This window comes from Halomonas sp. LES1 (genome assembly GCF_031846005.1).
Classification (GTDB): domain Bacteria; phylum Pseudomonadota; class Gammaproteobacteria; order Pseudomonadales; family Halomonadaceae; genus Halomonas.
Genome location: NZ_JAVRGC010000006.1, coordinates 102,269 through 123,957 on the forward strand (window position 1 = coordinate 102,269; position 21,689 = coordinate 123,957).

At 65.1% G+C, this 21,689-nt stretch carries 25 protein-coding genes and 1 pseudogene; 10 read left to right on the forward strand and 16 right to left on the reverse strand.

Features of this window, described 5'->3' with window-relative positions:
• Both RM463_RS13320 and RM463_RS13325 read right to left on the reverse strand, forming a co-directional pair.
• Positions 1-213: a DUF3820 family protein gene (locus RM463_RS13320; protein ID WP_195689871.1), complete on the reverse strand. Its 213-nt coding sequence runs from the start codon at positions 211-213 to the stop codon at positions 1-3.
• Positions 214-247: 34 nt separating this feature from the next.
• Positions 248-1,135, reverse strand: a complete 888-nt coding sequence (locus RM463_RS13325; RefSeq protein ID WP_195689872.1) for a sirohydrochlorin chelatase — start codon at positions 1,133-1,135, stop codon at positions 248-250.
• A 177-nt stretch (positions 1,136-1,312) separates the two neighbouring features.
• Here RM463_RS13325 and nfsA point away from each other — a divergent pair, with 177 nt between their 5' ends.
• Positions 1,313-2,044 (forward strand): oxygen-insensitive NADPH nitroreductase, encoded by a 732-nt coding sequence (gene nfsA / locus RM463_RS13330; RefSeq protein ID WP_195689873.1) that lies wholly within the window; start codon positions 1,313-1,315, stop codon positions 2,042-2,044.
• Positions 2,045-2,049: 5 nt separating this feature from the next.
• Positions 2,050-2,619: a nucleoside deaminase gene (locus RM463_RS13335; protein ID WP_195689874.1), complete on the forward strand. Its 570-nt coding sequence runs from the start codon at positions 2,050-2,052 to the stop codon at positions 2,617-2,619.
• A 37-nt stretch (positions 2,620-2,656) separates the two neighbouring features.
• Here RM463_RS13335 and RM463_RS13340 read toward each other — a convergent pair whose 3' ends face one another.
• From RM463_RS13340 to RM463_RS13350, 3 genes are read right to left on the reverse strand one after another with little or no spacing between them, the layout of a single operon-like run.
• On the reverse strand, positions 2,657-3,274 hold the full coding sequence (locus RM463_RS13340; protein WP_311430267.1) for a TPM domain-containing protein: 618 nt from the start codon (positions 3,272-3,274) through the stop codon (positions 2,657-2,659).
• Positions 3,275-3,332: 58 nt separating this feature from the next.
• Positions 3,333-4,115: a TPM domain-containing protein gene (locus tag RM463_RS13345; RefSeq protein WP_311430268.1), complete on the reverse strand. Its 783-nt coding sequence runs from the start codon at positions 4,113-4,115 to the stop codon at positions 3,333-3,335.
• Positions 4,112-4,732: a LemA family protein gene (locus RM463_RS13350; RefSeq protein WP_195689877.1), complete on the reverse strand. Its 621-nt coding sequence runs from the start codon at positions 4,730-4,732 to the stop codon at positions 4,112-4,114. Before RM463_RS13350 ends, RM463_RS13345 begins: the two co-directional genes overlap by 4 nt.
• A gap of 236 nt (positions 4,733-4,968) precedes the next feature.
• Between RM463_RS13350 and RM463_RS13355 the strand changes: the two genes are divergently transcribed.
• Together RM463_RS13355 and RM463_RS13360 are read left to right on the forward strand one after the other, a co-directional pair.
• Positions 4,969-5,601, forward strand: a complete 633-nt coding sequence (locus tag RM463_RS13355; protein ID WP_195689878.1) for an SDR family oxidoreductase — start codon at positions 4,969-4,971, stop codon at positions 5,599-5,601.
• An 81-nt stretch (positions 5,602-5,682) separates the two neighbouring features.
• Positions 5,683-6,021, forward strand: a complete 339-nt coding sequence (locus RM463_RS13360) for a hypothetical protein (protein WP_195689879.1) — start codon at positions 5,683-5,685, stop codon at positions 6,019-6,021.
• A 73-nt stretch (positions 6,022-6,094) separates the two neighbouring features.
• On the opposite strand, the gene RM463_RS13365 is transcribed toward RM463_RS13360, so the two are convergent.
• The 4 genes from RM463_RS13365 to RM463_RS13380 all read right to left on the reverse strand — a co-directional run bounded on the left by RM463_RS13365 (position 6,095) and on the right by RM463_RS13380 (position 11,609).
• Complete coding sequence (locus tag RM463_RS13365; protein ID WP_195689880.1) at positions 6,095-6,796, reverse strand: glutathione S-transferase N-terminal domain-containing protein; 702 nt, start codon at positions 6,794-6,796, stop codon at positions 6,095-6,097.
• A gap of 237 nt (positions 6,797-7,033) precedes the next feature.
• On the reverse strand, positions 7,034-8,362 hold the full coding sequence (locus RM463_RS13370) for a glycerophosphodiester phosphodiesterase family protein (RefSeq protein WP_195689881.1): 1,329 nt from the start codon (positions 8,360-8,362) through the stop codon (positions 7,034-7,036).
• A gap of 228 nt (positions 8,363-8,590) precedes the next feature.
• Positions 8,591-9,067, reverse strand: coding sequence for a hypothetical protein (locus tag RM463_RS13375; RefSeq protein WP_195689882.1), 477 nt, complete (start codon positions 9,065-9,067; stop codon positions 8,591-8,593).
• A gap of 358 nt (positions 9,068-9,425) precedes the next feature.
• Positions 9,426-11,609, reverse strand: coding sequence for a heavy metal translocating P-type ATPase (locus RM463_RS13380; protein WP_195689883.1), 2,184 nt, complete (start codon positions 11,607-11,609; stop codon positions 9,426-9,428).
• 125 nt (positions 11,610-11,734) lie between these two features.
• Here RM463_RS13380 and RM463_RS13385 point away from each other — a divergent pair, with 125 nt between their 5' ends.
• Positions 11,735-12,208 carry a helix-turn-helix domain-containing protein gene (locus RM463_RS13385; RefSeq protein ID WP_195689884.1) on the forward strand — a complete coding sequence of 158 codons (474 nt, stop codon included), beginning with the start codon at positions 11,735-11,737 and terminating at the stop codon, positions 12,206-12,208.
• Here the strand turns inward: RM463_RS13385 and RM463_RS13390 are convergent.
• The 4 genes from RM463_RS13390 to pncB form a co-directional block, all read right to left on the reverse strand.
• The gene (locus RM463_RS13390) at positions 12,199-13,200 is read right to left on the reverse strand and encodes an ion transporter (RefSeq protein ID WP_195689885.1); all 1,002 of its coding nucleotides are present in this window, start codon (positions 13,198-13,200) and stop codon (positions 12,199-12,201) included. The genes RM463_RS13385 and RM463_RS13390 overlap by 10 nt on opposite strands.
• 36 nt (positions 13,201-13,236) lie before the next feature.
• Positions 13,237-13,530, reverse strand: coding sequence for a coiled coil domain-containing protein (locus RM463_RS13395; RefSeq protein ID WP_195689886.1), 294 nt, complete (start codon positions 13,528-13,530; stop codon positions 13,237-13,239).
• The gene (locus RM463_RS13400; protein WP_267491324.1) at positions 13,527-13,655 is read right to left on the reverse strand and encodes a hypothetical protein; all 129 of its coding nucleotides are present in this window, start codon (positions 13,653-13,655) and stop codon (positions 13,527-13,529) included. The genes RM463_RS13395 and RM463_RS13400 overlap by 4 nt, the downstream gene beginning before the upstream one ends.
• A 109-nt stretch (positions 13,656-13,764) precedes the next feature.
• Positions 13,765-14,985 (reverse strand): nicotinate phosphoribosyltransferase, encoded by a 1,221-nt coding sequence (pncB, locus tag RM463_RS13405; protein ID WP_195689887.1) that lies wholly within the window; start codon positions 14,983-14,985, stop codon positions 13,765-13,767.
• 201 nt (positions 14,986-15,186) lie between these two features.
• On the opposite strand from pncB, the gene RM463_RS13410 reads away from it, so the two are divergent.
• The 4 genes from RM463_RS13410 to RM463_RS13420 all read left to right on the forward strand — a co-directional run bounded on the left by RM463_RS13410 (position 15,187) and on the right by RM463_RS13420 (position 18,678).
• Complete coding sequence (locus RM463_RS13410; protein WP_195689888.1) at positions 15,187-16,473, forward strand: MFS transporter; 1,287 nt, start codon at positions 15,187-15,189, stop codon at positions 16,471-16,473.
• Between the two features lie 108 nt (positions 16,474-16,581).
• On the forward strand, positions 16,582-16,914 hold the full coding sequence (locus RM463_RS13415) for a DUF427 domain-containing protein (RefSeq protein ID WP_195689889.1): 333 nt from the start codon (positions 16,582-16,584) through the stop codon (positions 16,912-16,914).
• Between the two features lie 136 nt (positions 16,915-17,050).
• Positions 17,051-17,452, forward strand: coding sequence for a VOC family protein (locus RM463_RS17530; protein WP_195689890.1), 402 nt, complete (start codon positions 17,051-17,053; stop codon positions 17,450-17,452).
• Positions 17,453-17,622: 170 nt separating this feature from the next.
• Complete coding sequence (locus RM463_RS13420; RefSeq protein WP_229333212.1) at positions 17,623-18,678, forward strand: alcohol dehydrogenase family protein; 1,056 nt, start codon at positions 17,623-17,625, stop codon at positions 18,676-18,678.
• Positions 18,679-18,783: 105 nt separating this feature from the next.
• On the opposite strand, the pseudogene RM463_RS17535 reads toward RM463_RS13420, so the two are convergent.
• Both RM463_RS17535 and RM463_RS13425 read right to left on the reverse strand, forming a co-directional pair.
• A pseudogene (locus tag RM463_RS17535) lies at positions 18,784-18,966 on the reverse strand (hypothetical protein); the annotation flags it as partial.
• A complete protein-coding gene (locus RM463_RS13425; RefSeq protein WP_195689891.1) occupies positions 18,954-20,228 on the reverse strand; it encodes a GGDEF domain-containing protein in 1,275 nt (424 codons plus the stop codon). The pseudogene RM463_RS17535 and the gene RM463_RS13425, both read right to left, overlap by 13 nt.
• Positions 20,229-20,580: 352 nt before the next feature.
• Between RM463_RS13425 and RM463_RS13430 the strand changes: the two genes are divergently transcribed.
• Positions 20,581-20,883, forward strand: coding sequence for a hypothetical protein (locus RM463_RS13430; protein ID WP_195689892.1), 303 nt, complete (start codon positions 20,581-20,583; stop codon positions 20,881-20,883).
• A gap of 290 nt (positions 20,884-21,173) precedes the next feature.
• On the opposite strand, the gene RM463_RS13435 is transcribed toward RM463_RS13430, so the two are convergent.
• Positions 21,174-21,410 (reverse strand): hypothetical protein, encoded by a 237-nt coding sequence (locus RM463_RS13435; RefSeq protein WP_195689893.1) that lies wholly within the window; start codon positions 21,408-21,410, stop codon positions 21,174-21,176.
• Positions 21,411-21,689 lie beyond the last annotated feature (279 nt).

Sequence of the window (21,689 nt, forward strand, 5' to 3'; positions counted from 1 at the left end):
TCAGGTGCCGCGCAGCGGCTCGAGCAAGCCGCCCAGGCCGTTGTGGTCGATCTCGTGCATCAGCGCGAGCAGGCGCCCAAGCTCGCTGTCCGGGAAGCCCTCCCGGGCAAACCACGCCAGGTAGGGCCCCGGCAGGTCGGCGAGCAGCGACCCCTGGTACTTGCCGAAGGGCATGCGCAGCCTGACCAGGGTCAGCAGGTCCTCGGGGTTCACGTTGTCACCTCGTCGATGGTGGGGGGCGGCCATGCTACCGGGATCGGGTCGCCTTGCCCATGGCCGGCAGTTCCACAAGCAGCCCATCTCCCGATAGTCCCTGGGCCACGCGGCTGGCGAGGATCTCGAGGATGCCGGCGTGCTCACCCACCAGGCGTGTGGTGGCCACGCGCAGGCCGGGGGAGGCGGCCATGGCCTGGTCGCAGATCTCGGCGATATCGCCGCCCTCGCCGGCATGGCGCCCCGGGGAGAGAAACAGCATGGCAAGAATCACCTCGCTGCCGGCCAGCGCCTTCGCGGCGAGCAGGTCGGCCAGCAGCGGCTCATTGAAGCGATACGCATCGCCATCCCGGCGCTCCATGGAGGCATAGGTGACGCAGTCGGCCTCGTCGGCCAGCAGCACGCCGAGCTGCCCGGCCACATAGTTGCGCACCGCGGTGACCTCGGGCATCGGGCTGCCATGGTCGACCAGCACCACCTTCGGCGGCTGGCTTTCGCTCATCGTCCGGCGCGCCATGACCTCACGCACGTTATCGGCCAGCAGCCGGGCCAGGCGCAGGTCGAGCCCCGAGAGGGTGTCCACCAGCGGCGCCGTTACCTTGATGCCGAGGTTCGGGTACCTTTCCTGCACTTGTGCCAGGCGCTCCGGCAGATAGCGGGTCAGCGCCTGGCTGGGGCCGAAGAAGAAGGGCACGATCACCAGCTCGGTTACCCCCTCCGCCGCCAGACGCTCGGCCAGCGGGCCCAGCGTCGCCGCCGGCTCGCCCTCCAGCTGCTCGGCCGGGACCTTGTGGGAGTGCAGCAGCGAGGCGGCTTCCACCGGCTCCCCGGTTGCCGCGGCCAGGGCGCTGGCCAGGCGGCGCAGGTTGAGCACGGCCTGGGGGCGAAGGGAGCCATTGTCGACGAGTAGAATGCGTTGCATGCAGGGCCTCGAGATGGTCGCCTTGGGAGGCCTCACCCTAGCCGGCGCCGCCGTCGCTGAAAAGCGAGGCGGGGAAAGGCGGTACAAGGGGAGCTCGTATCGTGGAACAATGCGTCTATTAAGCCACTCGGCGTTTATTAAGCCACTCGTCATACGTGACATCAGCAGAGAGGACTCATGAACCCAACCATCGAGCTGCTCAAGTCCCACCGCTCCATCCGCAAGTTCACCGACCAGCCGGTTTCCCGGGAGCTGCTGGAGGAGCTGGTGAGTGCCGGCCAGGCCGCGGCCACCTCCAGTCATGTGCAGGCCTACAGCATTATCCATGTGAAGAAGCCGGAGAATCGCGAGGCGATCGCCGAACTGGCCGGCGGTCAGCGCTATATCGCCACCTGTGGGGCCTTCCTGGTGTTCTGTGCCGACATGAAGCGTCCCACCGATGCCGCCGAACGCACCGGGGCGCGGGTGGTGCGCGGCATGACCGAGCAGCTGCTGGTGGCCAGCGTGGATACCGCGCTGATGGCCCAGAACATGGCCGTGGCCGCCGAGTCGGAAGGGCTGGGTATCTGCTATATCGGCGGCATTCGCAACAACCCTCAGCAGATCAGCGATCTGCTGGACCTGCCCGAGCATGTCTATCCGGTGTTCGGCATGTGCCTCGGCTACCCGGCCCACGACCCCGACGTGAAGCCGCGTCTGCCGGTGGAGGCGATCCTCAAGGAGGATGGCTACCAGGATGACAGCGAGCTGGTAGCGGCCTACGACGATGCCATGCACGCCTACTACCAGTCCCGTAAGGGCGGTCCCAAGGACATCACCTGGTCACAGAACCTGACTCCGCTGTTCGATACCAAGCTGCGCCCCCATATGCGTGACTTCCTGGTCAAGCGCGGCTTCGAGATGAGGTGACCGTCATGCAAACGCTGCTCGACACCCGCACGGAAGTGACCCAGGCGGCGCGTGCCGCCATCGCCCATATGCCCACCGCCAGCCTGCCGGTGCTGATGGATGAGGGCTTCGCCCGCCGCCTCACCGATGCCGACTTCATGCGTATCGCCGTGCTGCTGGCGCAGAAGAGCTTCGATGAGGGCGGCTGCCCCATCGGGGCGCTGATCATCGACAACGCCACCCGGCGCATCGTCGGCAAGGGGCACAATACCCTGGTGCAGGAGAATCACCCCTACCACCATGGCGAGACCTCCGCCATCCGTGATGCCGGGCGAATCGACTTCAGCCGCACCACGCTCTTCACCTCGCTGAGCCCCTGCGAGATCTGTGCCACGCTGGTCAGCATGCGCGGCTTCAGCCGGGTCGTGGTGGGCGATGTCACCAATGCCTCGGGCACCGAAGCGCTGCTCCAGAGCCGGGGCGTGCGGGTCGATATTCTCGAGGATTCGCAAGGCATCGAGCTCTACGCCCGCTTCCGCGCCGAGCGCCCCGAGCTCGACCTCGAGGACTGGAAGGGGCTCTGCGCCACTAACTAGGCGCTGCGGCCGCCTCCAGTCCGCACCCGCTAGCCGGTCACTCCAGCACGATCAGATGGTTGGGCAGCTCGTTGCGCTCGTGGGTGGCCGGCACCTGCTCCTTGAGATGCTCGCCGCAGGCCTCGATGCACTCGAGGAAGCCCTGCAGCGTCTCGCCCTCCTTTACCCGCCGGGTGAATGCCGCCACGATGGACTGCCAGGCCTCGTCAGAGATACGCGCCGAGATGCCACGGTCGACCAGGATCTCCACATAGCGCTCGGCTTCCGAGACGAAGATCAGCATCCCCGTTCCCCCCTCGGTATGGTGGAGGTTCTGTTCCAGGAACTGCCGCCGGGCGAGGTTGGCCGCCCGCCAGTGGCGAACCGCGCGCGGGATCATTCGGGTGGTGATGGCGGGATGGCGGAATACCAGGCCCAGCACGATAAAGGTGGCCCACTGCACCAGAGTCAGTTCCCAGGCCGAGAACCAGCCGGGAAAGTAGTTGACCGCCCCGGGCACTACCAGGGCCAGCAGGCCCGCCCAGAGCAGCGGGATATAGGCGTAGTTGTCCGCCTTCGGCGCCAGTACCGTCACCAGCTCGGCATCGGTGTCGCGTTCGACCCGCTGAATTGCCTCGGTTACCCGGCGCTGCTCGTCTTCACTCAATAAAGCCATGGGGATCGTGATCTCCGAATCCTGATTGTCCTGTCGGTGTCGCCACCGGTAGGGGGAGTTACCAGCCGCCGGACGCGCCGCCGCCACCGAAGCCGCCACCGCCACCGCCGAAACCACCCCCGTCGCCGAAGCCGCCGCCTCCGCGGGATCCGCCACCCAGCGCACCGCCGAGTAGCAGGCCGGCCAGCAAGCCGCCGCGACCACCACGTACCAGGCTCATGACGATCACGAACATCACGAAGAAGAGGATCGATGCCGGCCCCTGCGGGCCCTGCTCGTCGGCTGGGGTGCCGGAAGTGATGCCGGAAGTGGTGCCGGAAGTGGCGCGGGTATCCATGGGCTCGCCCCCTAGCACCCGGATCATCGCCGCCACGCCTTCGCTGATCCCGCGGGCGTAGTCACCCTCGCGAAAGGCCGGCGTCAGGGTCTGGTTGATGATCGCCGAGGACTGGGCGTCGGTCAGGCGACCCTCGAGGCCATAGCCGACCTCGATGCGTACCTTGCGCTCGTTGGGCGCCACGATCAGCAGGGCGCCGTTGTCCTTTTCCTCCTGGCCGATGCCCCAGTGGCGGCCCAGTTGATAGCCATACTCCTCGATGGTGACGCCCTGCAGGTCGGGCAAGGTGGCCACCACCAGCTGCTCGGTGGTGGCTTCCTCGTGGGCCGCGAGGCGCTCGCTCAGGCGTGTTTCGGTGGCCGGGTCCAGCAGCTCGGCTCGGTCCACCACGCGCCCGGTCAGTTCAGGGAAGTCGATCTCCTGGGCCTGGAGGCCTTGTGCCTGAAGAGCAAGGGTCGCCGTCAGCAGCAGCGCCAGTAGCGGAATGCGCAGAAGATGACTCATTCAAACTCCACCTGTGGGGCCTGGTCCGCATTGTCGGTCGTGGCTTCGAAGCTTTCGCGAATCTCCATGTCGCTGTAAAGCACGCTGTGCCAGAGGCGGCCGGGGAAGGTGCGGATCTCGGTGTTGTAGCGCTCTACGGCGGTGATGTAATCGCGTCGCGCCACGGCGATGCGGTTCTCGGTGCCTTCCAGCTGTGACTGCAGGCTCAGGAAGTTCTGATTCGACTTCAGCTCGGGGTAACGCTCGGAGACCGCCATCAGCCGGCTCAGCGCACCGGTCAGCTGCTGCTGGGCCTGTTCGAACTGGCGCATCTTCTGGGGGTCGTCCAGCGACTCGGCGTCGATCTGGATGGAGGTCGCCTCGGCACGAGCCTCCACCACGGCGGTCAGGGTCTCCTGCTCCTGTCGGGCAAAGCCCTTGACCGTCTCGACCAGGTTGGGCACCAGGTCCGCGCGCCGCTGGTACTGGTTTTCCACCTGGGCCCAGGCCGACTTCACCTGTTCGTCATAGGTGGGGATGTTGTTGACGCCGCAGCCCGTCAGCAGCACCGCCATGACCAGCACGAGGGTGAAACGCCAGAGGCGAGAGTCGGGAAGTGGAGGGTGTCTCGTCGGCATGGGTGAGTCATCCTGTGATTGCGATTTTATGTCGTCTACGGTACAGCTCAGGTGGATGCGAAGGAAGCGATGCCATACCGAGATTCTGCCCGGTGGCGTCGTCGGTGCGACAGGTCCGGATGCCGGGCAGGCGGGTCCACCTTGATTCCCGTCGGACGCGCCCGCATGCAGGGGAGAGGACACGCCCTTATCATCGAACGCTTTTCAGTCCACCTCACGCTACCCGAGGAGAGCCCATGACGACCCTGGTGATCGGTGCCAACGGCCAGATCGGCCGGCAGTTCTGTGAGCTGTCGAAGGCCGCCGGCGAGCCCATCAAGGCGATGATCCGCGACACGGCCCAGCAGCCCTGGTTCGAAGAGCGCGGCATCGAAACGGTCATCGCCGACCTGGAGGGTGACTTCCGTCATGCCTTCGACGGTTGCGACCAGGTGATCTTCACCGCCGGGTCGGGCCCGCATACCGGCCCCGACAAGACCCTGCTGATCGACCTCTACGCGGCCATCCGCAGCGTGGATATCGCCCAAGAGCAGGGCATCGAGCGTTTCCTGATGGTCAGTGCCATGCGGGCCGAGAACCCCATGGAGGCCCCGGAGAAGCTGCGCCCCTACATGGCGGCCAAGTTCGCCGCCGATGCTCACCTGCGCATTGCCGGCGTGCCCCACCTGATCCTCAAGCCGGGCCGGCTCACCGACGTGCCAGCCTCCGAGCGGGTGGCCACCTCGCTCGCGGAAACCGGCGGCGAGAACCAGGTGTCACGCGCCAACGTCGCCCATGCCCTGTTGCACCTGCTCAAGGCACGAGAGCTGGTCGACCGCGAGTTCGTGCTGCTCGACGGCGAGCGGGAGATCGGCGAGGCCCTGCGCTGAGCCGACGCCATGTCCTCGACACCCAGGCCCTCGACACCCAGGCCCTCGACACCCAGGCCCTCGACACCCAGGCCCCCGACGATGCACGACCCCGACCTGCCGCCGCGCCTGCGCGCCCTGCTCGAGCGCCTGCCCGCCGAGCAGCTGCCGATAACCTACCAGCAGGCCGCCGAGGCGCTGGGTCTTTCACCGCCGCGCACCATCCAGCGCGTCGCCCTGGCCCTCGAGGCATTGATGCGCGAGGACGTGGCCGCTGGCCGCCCACTGATCGCCGCCCTGGTGGTCAGCCGCCGCGGCGAGCTGCCCCGGGCGGGCTTCTTCGAGCTGGCCGTCGAGCTCGGCCGCTTTCCCGCCGACCCGACCGAGCACGTGGAGGCCTATCGCCGGGAGCGGGCGAAGGCCTTGAGCGGCGGGGGGTGAGGGCGTCGCATATCGGCGCCAGGAGGAAGGCAGCCGCTACTTGAAGCGCGAGCGCGCCTCGAAGGGGGCGCCATCACTCTGCTGGAATCGTCAGCCCACGTTGCACGGCGGGGCGCGCCAGGAAGGCGGCCAGCACGCGATTGACCTGCGGGAAGTCGTCGATACCCACCAGCTCCCCCGCCTCGTAGAAGCCGCCAAGGTTGCGCACCCAGGGCAAGATCGCGATGTCGGCGATCGAGAAGGCCTCGCCCAGCAACCAGTCACGCCCCGCCAGCTGCCGGTCCAGCACGCCCAGCAGGCGCCGGGATTCGCCTACATAGCGATCCCGCGGGCGCTTGTCCTCGATCTCCCGGCCGGCGAACTTGTGGAAGAACCCCACCTGGCCGAACATCGGGCCAATGCCGCCCATCTGGAACATCAGCCACTGCAGGGCCTGATAGCGATCATGGGGGAGCTCGGGCATGAGTTGCCCGGTCTTGTCGGCGAGATAGACCAGGATCGCCCCCGATTCAAACAGCGGCAGCGGCTTGCCCTCCGGGCCGTCGGGGTCGAGGATAGCCGGGATCTTGCCGTTGGGATTCAGCGACAGGAACTCGGGGGAGCGTTGATCATCGCCATCGAAGCTGACCCGGTGCGCCTCGTAGGGCAGGCCGGTCTCCTCCAGCATGATCGATACCTTGACCCCATTGGGCGTGGGCAGCGAATAGAGCTGCAGGCGCTCGGGATGCCGGGCAGGCCACTTGCGTGTGATGGGGAAGGCAGCCAGGTCGGTCATGAGGGAAATCCTTGTGGGAACAACGAAAGTTGAGGAACGTCTTTTCCATCCTGCGTCATAGGGTTCATCCCGGTGAGCCGACAAGCCCGACCACGCTGACCAATACCAGCACCACGCCCAGGACTCGGAAGAAGACATGCGTCTCGGCAGATAGCAGGTAGCGGTGGACGCGCTTCCCGAGGACCTTGATGGGTGGAAGGCGAGCGGTGTGACGTCATGTCGATCCTCGTGGCGGCGTCAGGAAGCGGGCTCGGGATTGAGGCAGTTGTCGTAGAGGGTCACGGTCGCCGGCCAATCCGAGAACAGGCCCAGGATGCCCACATCCTTGGCCAGCACGTCCAGCACCAGCAGCTTGTCGCCCTCGTTGTCGACCACCGCATCGACGCTCTGGTGGTACCACTCGCCGTCCTCGCTGAGGGGACCGGAACGTTCGAAGCTCCAGGCGATCAGCTCGAGTCCGGCCGCCTTGGCGCGCTCGGCATAGACCGAGGGCACGATGCGTTCCTCGTTCTCGCCGGCCTCGGGACGCGCCTCGAGCAGCATCCACATCGGCGGCGCCAGGATCTTCACGCCCTGCTCGGCGAGCGCCTCCATGCTCGGCGACCAGCTCGCCGGGTCGCGATGATCGAAGGCCTCGTTGTCGTAACGGTCGTCCAGGTAGACCGCCTGAGCGGCGAACTCGGGGGCGTTGTCGATCCAGTAGCGCACGTCGTCCAGGTTGAACGACTGCGGGAAGACGTCCTCGGCCGGCACGCCGGCGTCCGTGTACTCATCGATCATCTTCTGGGCGTAGTCGGCCTGGCTCATGCCGTCGAAGGGCATCGCGACGCTCGGTGCCTTGAGCTCCGGCGTCATGCGCACGCCCAGCGACTGGAACAGCTCGATGCTCTCGGCATGGGTCATCAGGGTGCCGCGGGTGGCGTAGAGGTCGGTGCGCCAGCCGGGCGTGCCGTCGAGATACGCCGCCAGGGAGTCGGCCTCTGTGTTCACGCCGTCCATGCGCCCCTCGAGGCTCTGGAACTCGGCCAGGGTGATATTGCTGGTGCAACACTGGACCGCCTCGGCGTTGGTCAGTGCGCCGGTCTCGGGATCGAAGGCCGGTGGCACGCTGCACTGATCGGCCAGGTCGGTCTCGAGGATGTTGGTCGTGGCGTGCAGGTCACACTGGGAGTGGCGGCACACCAGCGCCTTGTCCTCGGTGAAGGTGACGTCACACTCCACGATGCCGGCGCCCATCTGGGTCGCGGCGATGTAGGATTCCCGGGTATGCTCGGGGAACTGCATGGCCGCCCCTCGATGGCCGATCGAGAAGTCCCGGCGCTGCCAACGATCGGTGTCGGCGGCACAGCGCAGCAGGGTCTCCTTGAGTTGGCGTTCGCGCTGGGTGCTCTCGTCCATGTCCTGGATCAGGAACAGCGGACGGGGTCCCAGGGTAATGTTCTGGGCCGCTTCCACGGCGGTGATCTTCTGTGGGCTGGTGGCCAGCGCGGACGCCGAGGCCAGGGAAACGACGATGCCAATGGCAAGTGCTAGGCCTATGCGTGGCAGCGCGCCGGTCCTGTTCATGGGGTAAGTCCTTTTCATGATGTGCCTCGTGAGTCGCTTGAGTGGTGGAGTGACTCGCTCAGCGTAGCAGAGCCCACGACCGGGGCTGCGTTCCCAGTGGAACCGGGATATGTGGAGAGATGACGACTCCACGGGATATGCTCGATGGCCATGATGGACGCCCCGACAGGCCGTCATGACCCTTGTGCCAGAACGATGCCCACCCGGCATGCCGCCGGGCGGTTCAATTCATTCTCGGGCTGGTGACGCCTCCGGCTTTATCTCCACACGGATCAGGCGCAGCGTGACCTCGTCACTCAGGTTCTCCACCGAGTGGGGGGCTTCCGGCGCCTTCCACATCGTCAGCGGGATGGTCAGGGGCGCATCCAGTTCTCGGGTGTCGAAGATGATGTTGCCGTCCGCGTCACGGTCGATGAACTCCCCCGCCGCCTGGAGATAGAGGACGCTGGGCCATCGATGGGAATGTAGGGGCTCCACCACGCCCGGCAGCAGGGTGACTTCCAGCACTCGCACCCTGTCGTTCTCCAGGAGGATCTTGTGGTTGTCCGGTGCGGCGACCACGGCATCCAGCTCTTCTGGCCAGTTGGCAGGGTCCCCCGTCTTGTAGGTGACGGCAGAAGCCGGCGCGGTGTCCTGGCTGAATGCCGTCATGGGGTGAAGGCACAACATGAGGATGGCAGGGAAGGTGATCAGGGGCTTTTTCATGGCGAGATACCGGTGGTCGAGCGCCCACGTGGAGGGGTGGCGGGTGTGGGTCACTCCAGTGTAGGGAGGTTTTCGGCGGAGAGGTGAGCAGGGGCGTCGCCCGGGTCCGCCCAGTCGCTGGCCAGGGCTCTCGCTCGATGCGCCTTCGGGCTCACGCCCCGCACCCGCTTGAACGCGGCGCTGAACTATCTGTTCGAGACGGTGCTCGACGGCCGCAATGCCTACATTGCCTACATTGCCTACGTAGCCGACGGGCCCGGCCGAGCACATCGAAGCCTATCGCCGGGAGCGGGCGAAGGCCTTGAACGGCGGGGGATTAGGGCGCTGCCCTTGCCGCCGTTGCTCGAGCACGCGGACGTCACGATGCGGCGGCGGGTTGGGCCACCGCCGGGGCGGGCCCCGGCGAGAAGCGATAGCCCAGCAGCCGCATGGCATTCAGGGTCACCAGCACGGTGGCACCGGTATCCGCCATCACGGCGATCCACATGCCGGTGAAGCCCAGCGCCGTGGTAGCCAGGAAGATGGCCTTGAGGCCCAGGGCCAGGGCGACGTTGGTCTTCACGTTGTTGAGAGTGGCGCGTGACAGATCGATCAGCTCGGCGATGCCGGTCACGCGGTTCTTGAGCAGTGCCGCATCGGCGGTCTCCAGCGCCACATCCGTGCCACCGCCCATGGCGATGCCCACGTCAGCCGAGGCCAGGGCCGGCGCATCGTTGATGCCGTCGCCCACCTTGCCGATCGGGCCCCTGCCGGCGGCCTGCCAGTCGCGGATATGACGCGCCTTGTCTTCGGGCATCAGCTTGCCGTGGGCCTCGATGCCCAGGCTGTCGCCGATGGCCCTGGCGGTGCGCACGTTGTCACCGCTGAGCATCACCGCCTGTACGCCGAGGCGCGAGAGGGCCGCGAGGCCCTCGCGGGCATCGTCGCGGGGTTCATCGCGTACGGCGATCAGGCCGAGCGGGCGCTCGCCCTCCACCAGCACGGCGAGGCTCTTGCCGGCCTCCTCCAGGGCGCTGACCTGTGCGCTCTGCCTGTCGTCGAGGAGCCCCCGGTCGAGGAGGTGATGGGGTGGCACCAGGCCAAGCTCACGCCCCTCGACCCAGGCGTCGATCCCCCGACCCGCCACGGCACGGCTCTCGCTGGCCCGGGGCAGCGTCAGACCCTGCTGCTGGGCATGGCCCAGGATGGCCTGAGCGATCGGGTGGCTGGAGTCCTGCTCCATCGCCGCCGCCAGGCGCAGCACCTCGTGTTCGCCCTGGTCGCCGGTCCAGTCAGCCACATCGGTGACCTGCGGCGCACCGACGGTAAGCGTGCCGGTCTTGTCCAGCGCCACCAGGCGTAGCTTGCCCAGCTGTTCGAGCACGGCGCCGCCCTTGATCAGCAGCCCACGACGCGCCCCCGTCGAGAGGCCGGCCGCGATCGCCGCCGGAGTCGAGATCACCAGGGCACAGGGGCAGGCGATCAGCAGCAGTGCCAGGGCGCGATAGATCGACTCCGACCAGGCCATGCTCGAGACCAGTGGCGGCACCACCGCCATCAGCAGGGCCAGCCCGACCACCGCCGGCATGTAGTAGTAGGCGAAGCGGTCGATGAAGCGTGCCACCGGTGCCTTGGCGGCCTGGGCCTCCTCGACCAGGCGAATGACCCGCGCGATGGTGTTGTCCTCGGCACCGCGGGTCACCTCCACCTCGAGGGCGGCATTCAGGTTCACCGTGCCGGCAAGTACCTCATCGTCGACCGAGCGCGAGCGGGGCACGGACTCGCCATTGACCGGTGACTCGTCGAGCTCGGAGGTTCCCGCCAGGATGCGACCATCGCAGGGAACGCGGTCACCCGGCCGAATCATGACGCGCTGGCCAGGGGTGAGGGAGGAGGCCGACACCTCGCGGGTCCCCTGCTCATCGATCAGCCTCGCCGTCGACGGCGCCAGGTTCGCCAGGGCCGAGATGCTGCGTCGCGCCCGAGAGGCGGCCACCCCCTCCAGGAGCTCACCCACGGCAAACAGGAATACCACCACGGCGGCCTCGGCGGCGGCGTCGATCGCCAGCGCGCCCAGGGCGGCAATGCTCATCAGCATCTCGATGGTGAAGGGGTTGCGCATCTTCAGCGCCCCCCAGGCCCCCTGGATGATGGGCACCAGGCCCACCACGGTGGCCGCCACAAAGGGCCAGTTGCCAAGGGCCGGAAAGGTCAGGCGCAGGATAAAGGCCAGCGCCAGCAGGCCGCCCGTGACCAGTACCAGCCGTCCCTTGGCGGTTTGCCACCAGGGGGTTGGCGAGTCGCTCGCCTGGTTTCGCTGATCACCGGTGACGACCCGATAGCCCAGCTCGTCGAGGGTACGCTCGATTGTCTCGTGGTTCGGAGAGCCCTGCGATGCCGGAACAATTTTCACCGAGCCGGTGACCGAGCTTGCCTGTACCTGTTCGATGCCCTCCAGGCGCCCCAGGGCGGACTCGACCTTGCGCTCGCAGCCGCCGCAGTCCATGCCTTCGACCCGGAGGGTCAGCGCCGAGGAGGCTTGCATAGTGGGGGAAGTTTCCATGGTGGCACTCCTGCTGGTAGGTTACTGTCTACAGCATAAACCTTGTAGCAACTATAGATTCAAGGAATAGATTCAAGGGATAGGTTCAAGGAATAGGTTCAAGTCGTTACGGGAGGTTCGTCAGCATGTCGGAGACCAACGCCGCCATCGGCATCGGGGAGCTGGCGCGTCGTGCCGGCTGCAAGCCTGAAACGGTGCGCTATTACGAACGTGTCGGCTTGATGAGTGGTGCGATGCGTACCGAGGGGGGCCAGCGCCGCTATGGTGAGGAGGCCGTGAGACGGCTGACCTTCATTCGTCATGCCCGGGACTTCGGGTTCTCGGTGGACGCGGTGCGTGAACTGCTGACGATGTCGGATCGGCCCGACATGTCCTGTCATGAGGTGGATGTCATCGCCAAGCACCACCTCGAGGAGGTGGAGTCACGGCTGCAGCGCCTCGAGGCACTGCGCGACGAGCTGCGCCGGATGGTGGGACAGTGTGCCGGCGGCAAGGTCGAGAGCTGTCGCATCATCGAGGTGCTGAGCGATCACCAGTTGTGCAACAGCGAGCAGGCCCATGGTGGCGCCGGTGATCTGAAACAGGGCCCTCATTCGTAGCGCTGTCGCCACTCCTTGACCGCGACCTGCTCCTTGAGCAGCTCCAGCATGTCGACCAGCACCTGCTCGGTGACCTGTTCGGAGTGCGGGTCGGTGCGCAGCCAGGCATCGAGGCCGCTTTCGGCCAGATGCTCCACCAGGGTGGAGAACTCTGGCGACTGCAGCCCTGCCAGGGCCTCGTTGACCAGACGACAGGCCAGGTCGGAGAGCGAGGCCTCGAGTCCCCGGGTCAACTGGCCGCCCATCGGCAGGCGCGAGAGCCGCTGGATCTCCGGGCTCTCCGTCAGGGTGCGGCCCACCAGGCCGCGCACGTAGCGCAGGATATCCGGGCGATTGTGGGTGTAGGCACTGCCCGCCATGGCCTCCAGGCGCTGGCTGATCTCCTGGATCAGTGCCTGCTGGCGAGGCCGCACCACCCGCTCCACCACGCTATTGGTGAGGGAGTCGCGAGAACGCACCTGGGCCTGGACGTTGTCCAGCATGCGGATGGCGATGCGGTCGGTGAGCTCCTCCATCAGGATGTCGTAGTACTTGGCGAGAACGGCATAGAGGTACCAGCGGCGTACATCGATCATGTCCAGCCGCTGCAGACGGTGCAGCAGCGAGATGACCCGCAGGACACGCAGCAGCCGGAAGCCACCCAGCGGGATGCAGCCGAGCACGTCGTACCAGTGCACGAAGGGGTAGAAAAACCAGCGGTGATAGCGCCGCTCGGCGATGGCCACCGCCCAGCCCAGCAGCACATCGAGAATAAATACCGCCACGAACGCCAGGTCGATGGTGAGAAAGTTGGCATGGATATGGCGCTCGTAGGCGCCGTGAAGGCCTGGCGTCACGGCCTCGAAGGCGCCGTTCAGCGGCGGCAGCAGAAACAGGCTGTCGAACAGCAGCAGGGCCAGGTTGGCGATGACCAGCGCAATGATCAGCAGGTCCCAGGCCAGATGAACGCGCTCCCCTAATGGGCCGAGAGACGTGTTGCGGGCATCTGACATGGCGCCTCCTGGCGGCGGCATCGTCGTTCGGGGCGGTTACTTGAAGCGTGAGCGAGCCTTCTCGAAGGAGTCGCTCATCGACTTCCAGGCGCGCTCGGCACCCTGCTTGAGGTCATCCCAGGCGTCATCGCCGGAGGCACGCATCTCCTCCAGCTTCTGGCGCAGTTCTTCACGCTTCTGCTCCAGCTGCTCGGCCTCCTGCTTGCGTTCCTCCTTGAGCCTTGCATCGGCCTCGGAGCTTTGCGCCTGTGCCTTCAGCTTGTCGATCTCGGCCTGCCATTCGTCCAGCTTGGCGCGCAGCTTCTGCTCGTAGGCGTCTCGCGTGCTCATCTGTCGCTCTCCTCGTTGTCGACGGTCTGGATAACCTCGAACCCCTCGAAGCGCGGTGGGCCCAGGAAGAGCCCCTGCGCGGCAGGGGTGGCACTATTGATGACATGCTCCTTTGAAGATGACATCTCTACGTCGGTGGGACAAGGGCGCGCCGGGCCAGCCCCGCGGTTGGCCTTGGATCCATCGAGAATAGTCAATTCCTGACCGCCTGGGTCATGGGCTTCCTGGCAGAGTTCATCGCCCAGACTCTTCTGGCTCTTCGACGTTGAACACGCTTCGCAGGTAGTGGACATATTCCGGGTCGCGGGTGGAGGCCTTGCCCGGGGCATCGGAGATCTTGGCTACCGGCTGACCGTTGCACGAGACCATCTTGATGACGATGTTCATCGGCGTCACTCCGGGCAGGTCGCAGGTCAGGCTGGTGCCGATGCCGAAGCTGGTGCGAATGCGCCCCTTCAGCGCCTGCTTGATGGCCATGGCCGAGTCGAAGGTCAACGCATCGCTGAAGATCAGCGTCTTGCCCCTGGGGTCGATGCCCAGCCGCTCATAGTGGCGGATGCACTTCTCGGCGAACACCAGTGGATCGCCGCTGTCGTGGCGCAGGCCATCGAACAGCTTGGCGAAGTAGAGATCGAAATCGGCCAGGAAGGCATCTAGGGTGATGGTATCGGTCAGCGCCACGCCGAGGTGGCCGCGATACTCCTGGACCCAGGCCTCCAGGGCGGCGCGCTGGCTATCCACCAGTCGGCTGCCCAGCTGCTGATGGGCCATCACCCACTCGTGGGCCATGGTACCCATGGGCGCCAGGCCGTGGCGGCGGGCGATATCGACGTTGCTGGTGCCGACGAACTGGCCCGGAAACTCCTCGGCCAGTACGCCGATAATCGCCTCCTGCACCGGCTGCGACAGCCGCCGTCGGGTGCCGAAGTCGGCCAGGCGGAAGTCGGCCAACTGGGCCGGCGTGTAGTCGCGGCGCAGCGCCGCCAGCTTGTCGCGCAGTCGGTCCACCGCCTCATCGATGCGGGCACCGGGATGCAGCACCCGATTGCGCACCTCGCTGATGATCGCCAGGATCACGATCTCGAACAGGATGCTGTGCGACCAGGGACCGTCGATGACGATGCACAGCTCGCTGCCTTCCATATAGGTGGACACGTACTCCGGGCGGAAGCGGTACAGCTCCAGGAAGCGAATGAAGTCGGGGGACAGGTAGGGAAAGCCGCTCAGGTAGGTCGACTCGTCACGGCTCAGGGCCAGGCTGGCCAGCCGATCGATCTGGTCGCGAATCTCGCCCAGGTAGGGCGCCAGGTTCTCGGCGTTGCGGCAGCGAAACTCCCAGGCCACGTTGGCGTTGGGGTACTTGTGGTGCACCCCCTGCATCATGGTCAGCTTGTACCAGTCGGTATCGAGCAGTGAGGTGATGATCTGGCCCGGTGCGCGATACGCGGCCGCCATGGAGTGCTCCCTGTGTGGTGATGGCATCGATGGTCATCGTATCGCCCGGGGGCGGCCATTTCGAGAGGCAACAGACAAGACACCCTTGCTTCGGTGGCATGGCGACCCGGGTCGGTGGCAAGGTCGAGTCAGGCATGTCCGCGTCGCCATTTCGGCCACACCGCGGGAGCGCACCCTCGAAATCCGACAGGAGGAGCCGCCATGAAAGCACTTTCGGGAACGGGATTCGCGATCTTCGGGGCCGCGCTGATTGCCATCAGCTATGGACTGGCGCGCTTCGCCTTCGGGCTCTTCGTGCCCCCGATACGCGACGAGTTGGGCCTCTCCTCCTATGTGATCGGCATCATCGGCTCACTGCCGCTGATCAGCTTCCTGCTGGCCACCGCGGTGGCCCCCGTGATCACCGACCATCTCGGCGCCCGCTATACGGCGGTACTCTCGGGACTCTTCGGTGCTGTGGGGCTTACGCTGATCAGTCGGGCCAGTGGGGCGCTGATGCTGGGCTCGGGGGTATTCGCATGTGGCATCTGCACCGGCTTGATGATGCCTGCGCTGACCGCGGCCATGCAGGCGACAGTCAGACGGTCGTTGCATGGCCGCGTCAGCTCGGTGATGAACGCGGGGACCAGCATCGGCGTGATCGTGGCCGTCCCGACGGTGCTGTTCCTGGCTGGCGCCTGGCGCCACGCCTATCTCTCCTTCGCCGTTCTTGCCGTTCTCGGTGTGATCGCCGCCTGGCTTCTGCTACCCTCGGTCTCGCGGGTCGTGCCGGCCGACGCGGCGGAACCGCCGCCACTCAATGAACTGCCATGGTCGCGTCTGATCCGGCTATCGCTCTTCGCCTACGTGATGGGTTTCGTCTCCTCTGCCTACTGGATCTTCGCGCCTGACCTGGTGGTCACCCTGGGTGGCCTTCCCCCGGGCGTTACCGGGTGGTTATGGCTGGCGGTGGGCATCGCGGGGCTTGGCGGTGCCGTGGTGGCCGATCTGGCCGATCGCAACAACCCGCCGATTACCCAGGCCCTGATGCTGATGATGCTGGCGGCGAGCCTGGCGCTACTGGCTGCCAGCCCCGCCAACGCGGTGCTGGCGGCCTTTTCCGCGCTGGTCTTCGGCCTGGCCTACATGAGCCTGACCGGTCTCTATCTGATGACCGGCATCCGGTTGCTGCCGGGCCGGCTCTCGATGGGGCCGGTGCTGCCCTTCATGGCGGTATCGCTGGGCCAGGCCACCGGCTCGCCGGCAGTGGGGGCGCTGGTGGAGGGCTTCGGCCATGCCGACGCCTTCGCCATGTTCGCGGCCCTCGGCATCCTGGTGGCCATGCTCTCGCCCTTCTACCCGGGCGCCATCGCCCTGGCGGAAGAGGAGGCCACCGAGGAGGAGAGCGGCCTTCAGGCGGCCTATGATCACCAACTCAAGAATGAGGAGGGCGAGCCGCTGGAGGAGCCCGTCGAGGGGGAAGACGAGGCACCCGCCTCCATGTCGTGAACGGCCCCGGTGGCCGGGTGATCACCCAGCCACCAATGGCGAAGGGCAGGGCGATGCCCGGGCTGCTACCCTGTGGGGCATATTAGAAAAACCACACAGGGAACGATCATGGACGATGCCCCCGAGCCCTGCATCACCCTGCACCCGCACTCGCGTCGGGTGCGTATCGTCATCGACGGCACCCTGCTGGCCGACACCACCCGCGCCATCGAGCTGCGCGAGCGCGACTACCCGCCGCGGCAGTACCTCTCCCGCGACGATGTACGGATGGATCTGCTGACCTCCTCCCACACCGTGACTCATTGCCCCTTCAAGGGCGATGCTATTTATTACTCCTTCGGCGAGCACAAGTATGTGGCGTGGAGTTATGAGCGGCCAAAGGAGGGAGTGGAGGAGATTGAGGGGCGGTTGGCATTCTATGGTGATGAGGAAGATAAATGAACATTTTCGACTCGAGCGGGTCATCGCATGGTTATCGTGGGAGCCCGGTTAATCGGGCGATTATTGAACACGCGTACACGTTGAAGTGCAGTATCAGTCTTGCGGTATAGTGCCTGTTGGGTATAAGCGAGGGCATATGTTTAGCCACGTAACATTCGGATGCTCGGATCTGAGTCGAGCTGCCAGCTTTTACGATGCCGTTCTTGAGGTGTTGGGGATTCATCGGCGACCAGTAACTCCAGACGGCGCCCCGGAGTCAGCGTGCTGGGGACTCGCCGGAAATTCTTTGCCGTGTTTTTATGTATATCAGCCGTTCAATGGTAAGGCAGCCAGCGCCGGTAATGGCAGCATGGTCGCCTTCGCAGCATCGTCTGTCGAGAATGTCGAAGCTGCGTACAAGAAGGCTGTAGAGAATGGGGCCGTAGACGAAGGTGCGCCAGGTGAAAGGCCTCACTATGGCCCCGGTTACTATGGCGCGTATTTTCGAGATTTAGATGGGAATAAGGTCCATATCGTCTATCGCGGCGATGTCGAGTAGCACAAGCAAGACATGCGCCGATTACTGGCGAACCTGAGCGGTCGAGAGGAGCTGGCGGAGAACTCTTTTTGCTCCACGAGGGGGCCTCGGCGGCCTGGCCCACGCCGGGAGAGGAAGCCATTCGCTCGGCCTGGACGGCGGGGCCCAACAACTGATGAGGAAAACCGATCATGAAGCTGCCTGACACGATGCTCGGCATCCAGCTTACCGGACATGGCGGACCGGATGTCCTTCACGCCCGCCACGATATCCCCGTGCCGACCCCGGGGCCGGGGGATGTGCTGATTCGGGTGGCTGCTGCCGGCGTCAACAACACCGACGTCAATACTCGACTCGCCTGGTACTCGAAGGGCGACGCTGACAGTGAGGATGCCAGCTGGTCCGGCAACCCGCTTCAGTTCCCGCGTATTCAGGGGGCCGATGTCTGCGGCCGGATCGCCGCCGTCGGGGAGGGCGTGAGCGCCGAGCGGATCGGCGAACGGGTGCTGGTCGAGCCAGCCCTCAGGGAGCATCGCGGCGTGCCGCTGGATTCGCCCTGGTACTTCGGCTCCGAGTGCGACGGCGGCTTCGCGGAATACACCACCGTAGCCGCGCGGCATGCCTATCGCGTCGACAGTGAGCTGAGCGACGTCGAGCTCGCCTCCTTTCCCTGCTCCTACTCCACTGCCGAGAATCTGTTGACGCGGGCCCGGGTCGCATCGGGGGAACGCGTGCTGGTCACGGGGGCCTCCGGCGGGGTCGGCTCGGCCGCCGTCCAGCTGGCCAAGGCGCGTGGGGCCTATGTCATCGCTATCACCAGCGCGGAGAAGGCCGAGATGCTGCGGGAACTGGGCGCCGACGAGGTGGTATTGCGAGACCAGGCGCTGCGCGATGCCCTCGAAGCCGGCAGCGTCGATGTCGTGGCAGATCTGGTCGCCGGCGAGCAGTGGCCGCAATACCTGGAGGTGCTGCGCCGTCAGGGACGCTATGCCGTCTCGGGCGCCATCGCCGGCCCCATCGTCGAACTGGATGTTCGAACGCTCTACCTCAAGGACCTGAGCCTGTTGGGCTGCACGGTGCTGGAGCCGGAGGTCTTCGGCAATCTGGTCGCACACATCGAGAAGGGGCGCATTGCCCCCCTGGTGGCGGCGACTTTTCCCCTCGAGCAGATTGGTGAGGCACAGGCGCTGTTCCAGGAAAAGCGTCATGTCGGAAAAATCGTGCTTGAGGTTGGCGCAGCGGGGTAGTCACCTGGACGCCGAATCGTGGCCACCTCGGGTGTATGGCACTTGCTGTCGATACGGCGAGAGTTAACTCAGCTCACATGATTGTCTTGACTCAGGTCGCGCCTATCATCCAGATGACGGCAGCTCAGCTGATGGTGATGTCCGCCTGGATATTCCCAACCCACTCACCCGCATTACCCGTCTCTCCACCGCGTCCAACAGTTGGCCGCGTCCGGTTTCCACCAGGCTGAGCCAGTGTCTGGCGCGGGTGATGCCGGTGTAGACCAGCTTTGGTCTCAGGGTTGGGTTGAGGGGGCCTCTTCGCTCCCTTCGTGACTGACCACCCGATTCCTGCCGCCGTGCTTGCCGGCGTAGAGGGCGCGGTCGGCCCGCTGGATCAGGTCGTCCAGGTCGGCTTCCTCGTCGCGAACTCCTGCGATGCCGATGGTGACGGTCAGGCGGTGGGCGGGCACCGCTTCCATCACCGTCAGCTCGCTGACCTGCCTCCGCAGGCGCTCCGCCACCATCCGTGCGTCCTTCAGATGGGTCTCCGGCAGGGCCACGATGAACTCCTCGCCTCCGAAGCGTCCGATCACATCCTGGGGCCGGAGGGATCGCTGACAGGCTTCGGCGATCGCGGTCAGTACACGATCCCCCTGATCATGTCCCCAGGTATCGTTGATGGCCTTGAAGTGATCCACGTCGATCATGAACAGGCAGAAGGGCGCCTGGGCGTGCCGCGAGCGCCGTAGCATCGCCTCGGCGCGGGTCATGAAGTGGCGGCGAGAGTCCAGGCCGGTCAGTGCATCCTGCTCGGCGAGCCTGCGCAGCTGAGCCTCGAGTGACCTGCGGTGCGTGATCTCCTCGACCAGCTGGCGGTTCTGCACGCGCTCCTCCTGCAGAAGCGCGAACTGCTTGCGCTGCAGCTTCTCCAGGCGCAGCAGGGTGAAGAAGCCTACGCCATTGGTCATGATAAGCAGCAGGGTGGTGCGCATCACGACCACGGCAGGGGCGTCCGCCGCCATCACGGACGCAACCAGAAAGCCGATGCCCAGATAGAGGCTGGCGACTGCCGCGACGGGCAGCAGATTGGGGATGAGCAGGTAGAAGGCCATGGTGGCGACCACCACCGCCGGCACCTGGGTCGAAAGGGTCTCGGGGCGCAAGGGAACGATCAGGATGATACCGGTCGCCAGTATCCAGAGTGGCAGGGCGTGCAGCCAGACATGGGGGGTGTCGTTGCCCCGCCGTCCGATCACGACGGCCAGGGTCAGGCATGAGACGACCACCAGGGTGCGCATGGTGGTCAACAGGAAGAACTCCGGGGTCAAGCCGGTATAAAAGTAGTCCGAGATGGCAAACATGGCGTAGATCAGGGACGCCACGCTTAGCGCCAGGCCGGTTTCCGTTCGGACTCGTGGCTCGATGCTCCGGCGATACAGCGCTTCCCTGCTCTGCTCGTGGAACTGACCGGTCAGCCGGTGCAAGTGATGTGTGGTGCCTGGTGCCGGCAAGGCCAGGTCCTCCCCGTCCAGTTTGGGTTGAAGGGCATGGCGCCTCTCGCTGGGCATGGTGGCCCTGAAGGTGCCTGGATCCCGGGTCAGGGTATCGGAACCGGGCGTTGCCTGACGTTGAATCGGCCTACGTGGTATTCGCTGGCGCGGAGTCGTGCTGGGGCAGCGAGGCCGGTGATGCCAGACAGACGCGATCGCGGCCGCCGCGCCTGGCGCGGTAGAGCGCCTCGTCGGCACTCTTGAGCAGCAGCGGTAGCCGAGCGGGCCGCAGCTTAGGCTACGCAAATTTTTCTATTTTTTAGAATTTAAATTCCAATTTAAGCCGCTTTTGTTCGACTTTGTCGTTCCGCTAGTATGCTCACAAGCCGTTAGGGCATGAATCTCAAAGCCGAAACAAAGGAGGCACCTCATGAAGTTCAAACCGACCCTTTTCGCTCTGTTCATCGCCGCTCTTCCGATGGTCGCTCAGGCCGGCCAGGCCTCCGAGCGCAGCATTCAGTTGCACGAACCGCTGTCCACTCCCGAACAGGCCACTATCCAGGATTCTCCGGAGCCCGTTGCGATGATGACGATTGCCCAGACCTTCGAGCATGCCGACCAGAGCACTGCGATGGCCAAGGCCCGAGCAAACCTGAGCGCGCAACACCAGGACGTTCCACGTGTGGAAGCGTCCAGCGATGCTCTGCAGTTGAGCCTGAATGCGACCAAATGAAAGGGTGTAGCCGAACGAGGCTACTGAGAGGAAAGGCACGAAATGTGTCGTCGATACAGCAGTGCCTTCCTCTGCCGGTTAGCACGATCCAGCCGACACGATAATGGCCCGCTCATCGAGCGGGCCATTATCGTGTCGGGGCGTCTTTCTTTGTCATTCCGGCCGAATAGATTCATCGATTGATTCGATGAGCCAAAAGAATTTTTCGTGCAGATAGAGATGTGCCCCGCCAACCTGGCGGGGCACATCGTGTGGGTCTCTGGAGTCGGGTCTCCTGCTTCAGTGAAGCGTTACAGCCACCAGAAGCGCAGGGCTTCCTGTGTCAGTGATTCTGCGCCATCTTCCCTTAGGTGCTGGCCGTCCTCGCGCTGCTGGTCGTTGGAAGAATCCGCCTGCATGGCCACGCCTGTGCTTTCTTCCTGCAACGCCTTACGCTGACTTTCCTGATACTGGGAATCCATTGCCATCAGGGGGCCTGTGCTCAGCATCAGTGTCATCATGGCCAGTGCGACGTTTCGAGTTTTCATGGCAATACCTCGTGTCTATAGGGTGATAAGTGGCCTGTACTTGGCAGGGCGACGTAGAGGCAACCTCTCTCGCCGATAGTTAGAATGATAATTCAACCACTATGTAGAATAAAAAGTGCTTATATCGCACTTTTCATTCAATAAAATTGAATGATTTTGGGGCGGGGGCTAACAGCCGCTGACAGCGACAGCCTGCCGCGCGACTGACAGCATCCGGTGAACCCCCGTAGGAGCAGAAGCCTGCCCCTCGAGGGTCAATGTCGTCATTCAGCCAGTTTT

What these genes read in the sequence shown, in the direction of transcription:
- RM463_RS13395 (WP_195689886.1), bottom strand. Translation starts at nt 13,530, where the DNA reads ATGAGCACGCGAGACGCCTACGAGCAGAAGCTGCGCGCCAAGCTGGAC.
- RM463_RS13360 (WP_195689879.1), top strand. Translation starts at nt 5,683, where the DNA reads ATGCACGACCCCGACCTGCCGCCGCGCCTGCGCGCCCTGCTCGAGCGC.
- RM463_RS13345 (WP_311430268.1), bottom strand. Translation starts at nt 4,115, where the DNA reads ATGAGTCATCTTCTGCGCATTCCGCTACTGGCGCTGCTGCTGACGGCG.
- RM463_RS13430 (WP_195689892.1), top strand. Translation starts at nt 20,581, where the DNA reads ATGAAGTTCAAACCGACCCTTTTCGCTCTGTTCATCGCCGCTCTTCCG.
- RM463_RS13375 (WP_195689882.1), bottom strand. Translation starts at nt 9,067, where the DNA reads ATGAAAAAGCCCCTGATCACCTTCCCTGCCATCCTCATGTTGTGCCTT.
- RM463_RS13355 (WP_195689878.1), top strand. Translation starts at nt 4,969, where the DNA reads ATGACGACCCTGGTGATCGGTGCCAACGGCCAGATCGGCCGGCAGTTC.
- RM463_RS13400 (WP_267491324.1), bottom strand. Translation starts at nt 13,655, where the DNA reads ATGTCATCTTCAAAGGAGCATGTCATCAATAGTGCCACCCCTGCCGCG.
- RM463_RS13385 (WP_195689884.1), top strand. Translation starts at nt 11,735, where the DNA reads ATGTCGGAGACCAACGCCGCCATCGGCATCGGGGAGCTGGCGCGTCGT.
- RM463_RS13340 (WP_311430267.1), bottom strand. Translation starts at nt 3,274, where the DNA reads ATGGCTTTATTGAGTGAAGACGAGCAGCGCCGGGTAACCGAGGCAATT.
- RM463_RS13335 (WP_195689874.1), top strand. Translation starts at nt 2,050, where the DNA reads ATGCAAACGCTGCTCGACACCCGCACGGAAGTGACCCAGGCGGCGCGT.
- RM463_RS13325 (WP_195689872.1), bottom strand. Translation starts at nt 1,135, where the DNA reads ATGCAACGCATTCTACTCGTCGACAATGGCTCCCTTCGCCCCCAGGCC.
- RM463_RS13425 (WP_195689891.1), bottom strand. Translation starts at nt 20,228, where the DNA reads ATGCCCAGCGAGAGGCGCCATGCCCTTCAACCCAAACTGGACGGGGAG.
- RM463_RS13390 (WP_195689885.1), bottom strand. Translation starts at nt 13,200, where the DNA reads ATGTCAGATGCCCGCAACACGTCTCTCGGCCCATTAGGGGAGCGCGTT.
- RM463_RS13435 (WP_195689893.1), bottom strand. Translation starts at nt 21,410, where the DNA reads ATGAAAACTCGAAACGTCGCACTGGCCATGATGACACTGATGCTGAGC.
- RM463_RS13410 (WP_195689888.1), top strand. Translation starts at nt 15,187, where the DNA reads ATGAAAGCACTTTCGGGAACGGGATTCGCGATCTTCGGGGCCGCGCTG.
- RM463_RS13350 (WP_195689877.1), bottom strand. Translation starts at nt 4,732, where the DNA reads ATGCCGACGAGACACCCTCCACTTCCCGACTCTCGCCTCTGGCGTTTC.
- pncB (WP_195689887.1), bottom strand. Translation starts at nt 14,985, where the DNA reads ATGGCGGCCGCGTATCGCGCACCGGGCCAGATCATCACCTCACTGCTC.
- RM463_RS13415 (WP_195689889.1), top strand. Translation starts at nt 16,582, where the DNA reads ATGGACGATGCCCCCGAGCCCTGCATCACCCTGCACCCGCACTCGCGT.
- RM463_RS17530 (WP_195689890.1), top strand. Translation starts at nt 17,051, where the DNA reads ATGTTTAGCCACGTAACATTCGGATGCTCGGATCTGAGTCGAGCTGCC.
- RM463_RS13380 (WP_195689883.1), bottom strand. Translation starts at nt 11,609, where the DNA reads ATGGAAACTTCCCCCACTATGCAAGCCTCCTCGGCGCTGACCCTCCGG.
- RM463_RS13420 (WP_229333212.1), top strand. Translation starts at nt 17,623, where the DNA reads ATGAAGCTGCCTGACACGATGCTCGGCATCCAGCTTACCGGACATGGC.
- nfsA (WP_195689873.1), top strand. Translation starts at nt 1,313, where the DNA reads ATGAACCCAACCATCGAGCTGCTCAAGTCCCACCGCTCCATCCGCAAG.
- RM463_RS13365 (WP_195689880.1), bottom strand. Translation starts at nt 6,796, where the DNA reads ATGACCGACCTGGCTGCCTTCCCCATCACACGCAAGTGGCCTGCCCGG.
- RM463_RS13370 (WP_195689881.1), bottom strand. Translation starts at nt 8,362, where the DNA reads ATGAACAGGACCGGCGCGCTGCCACGCATAGGCCTAGCACTTGCCATT.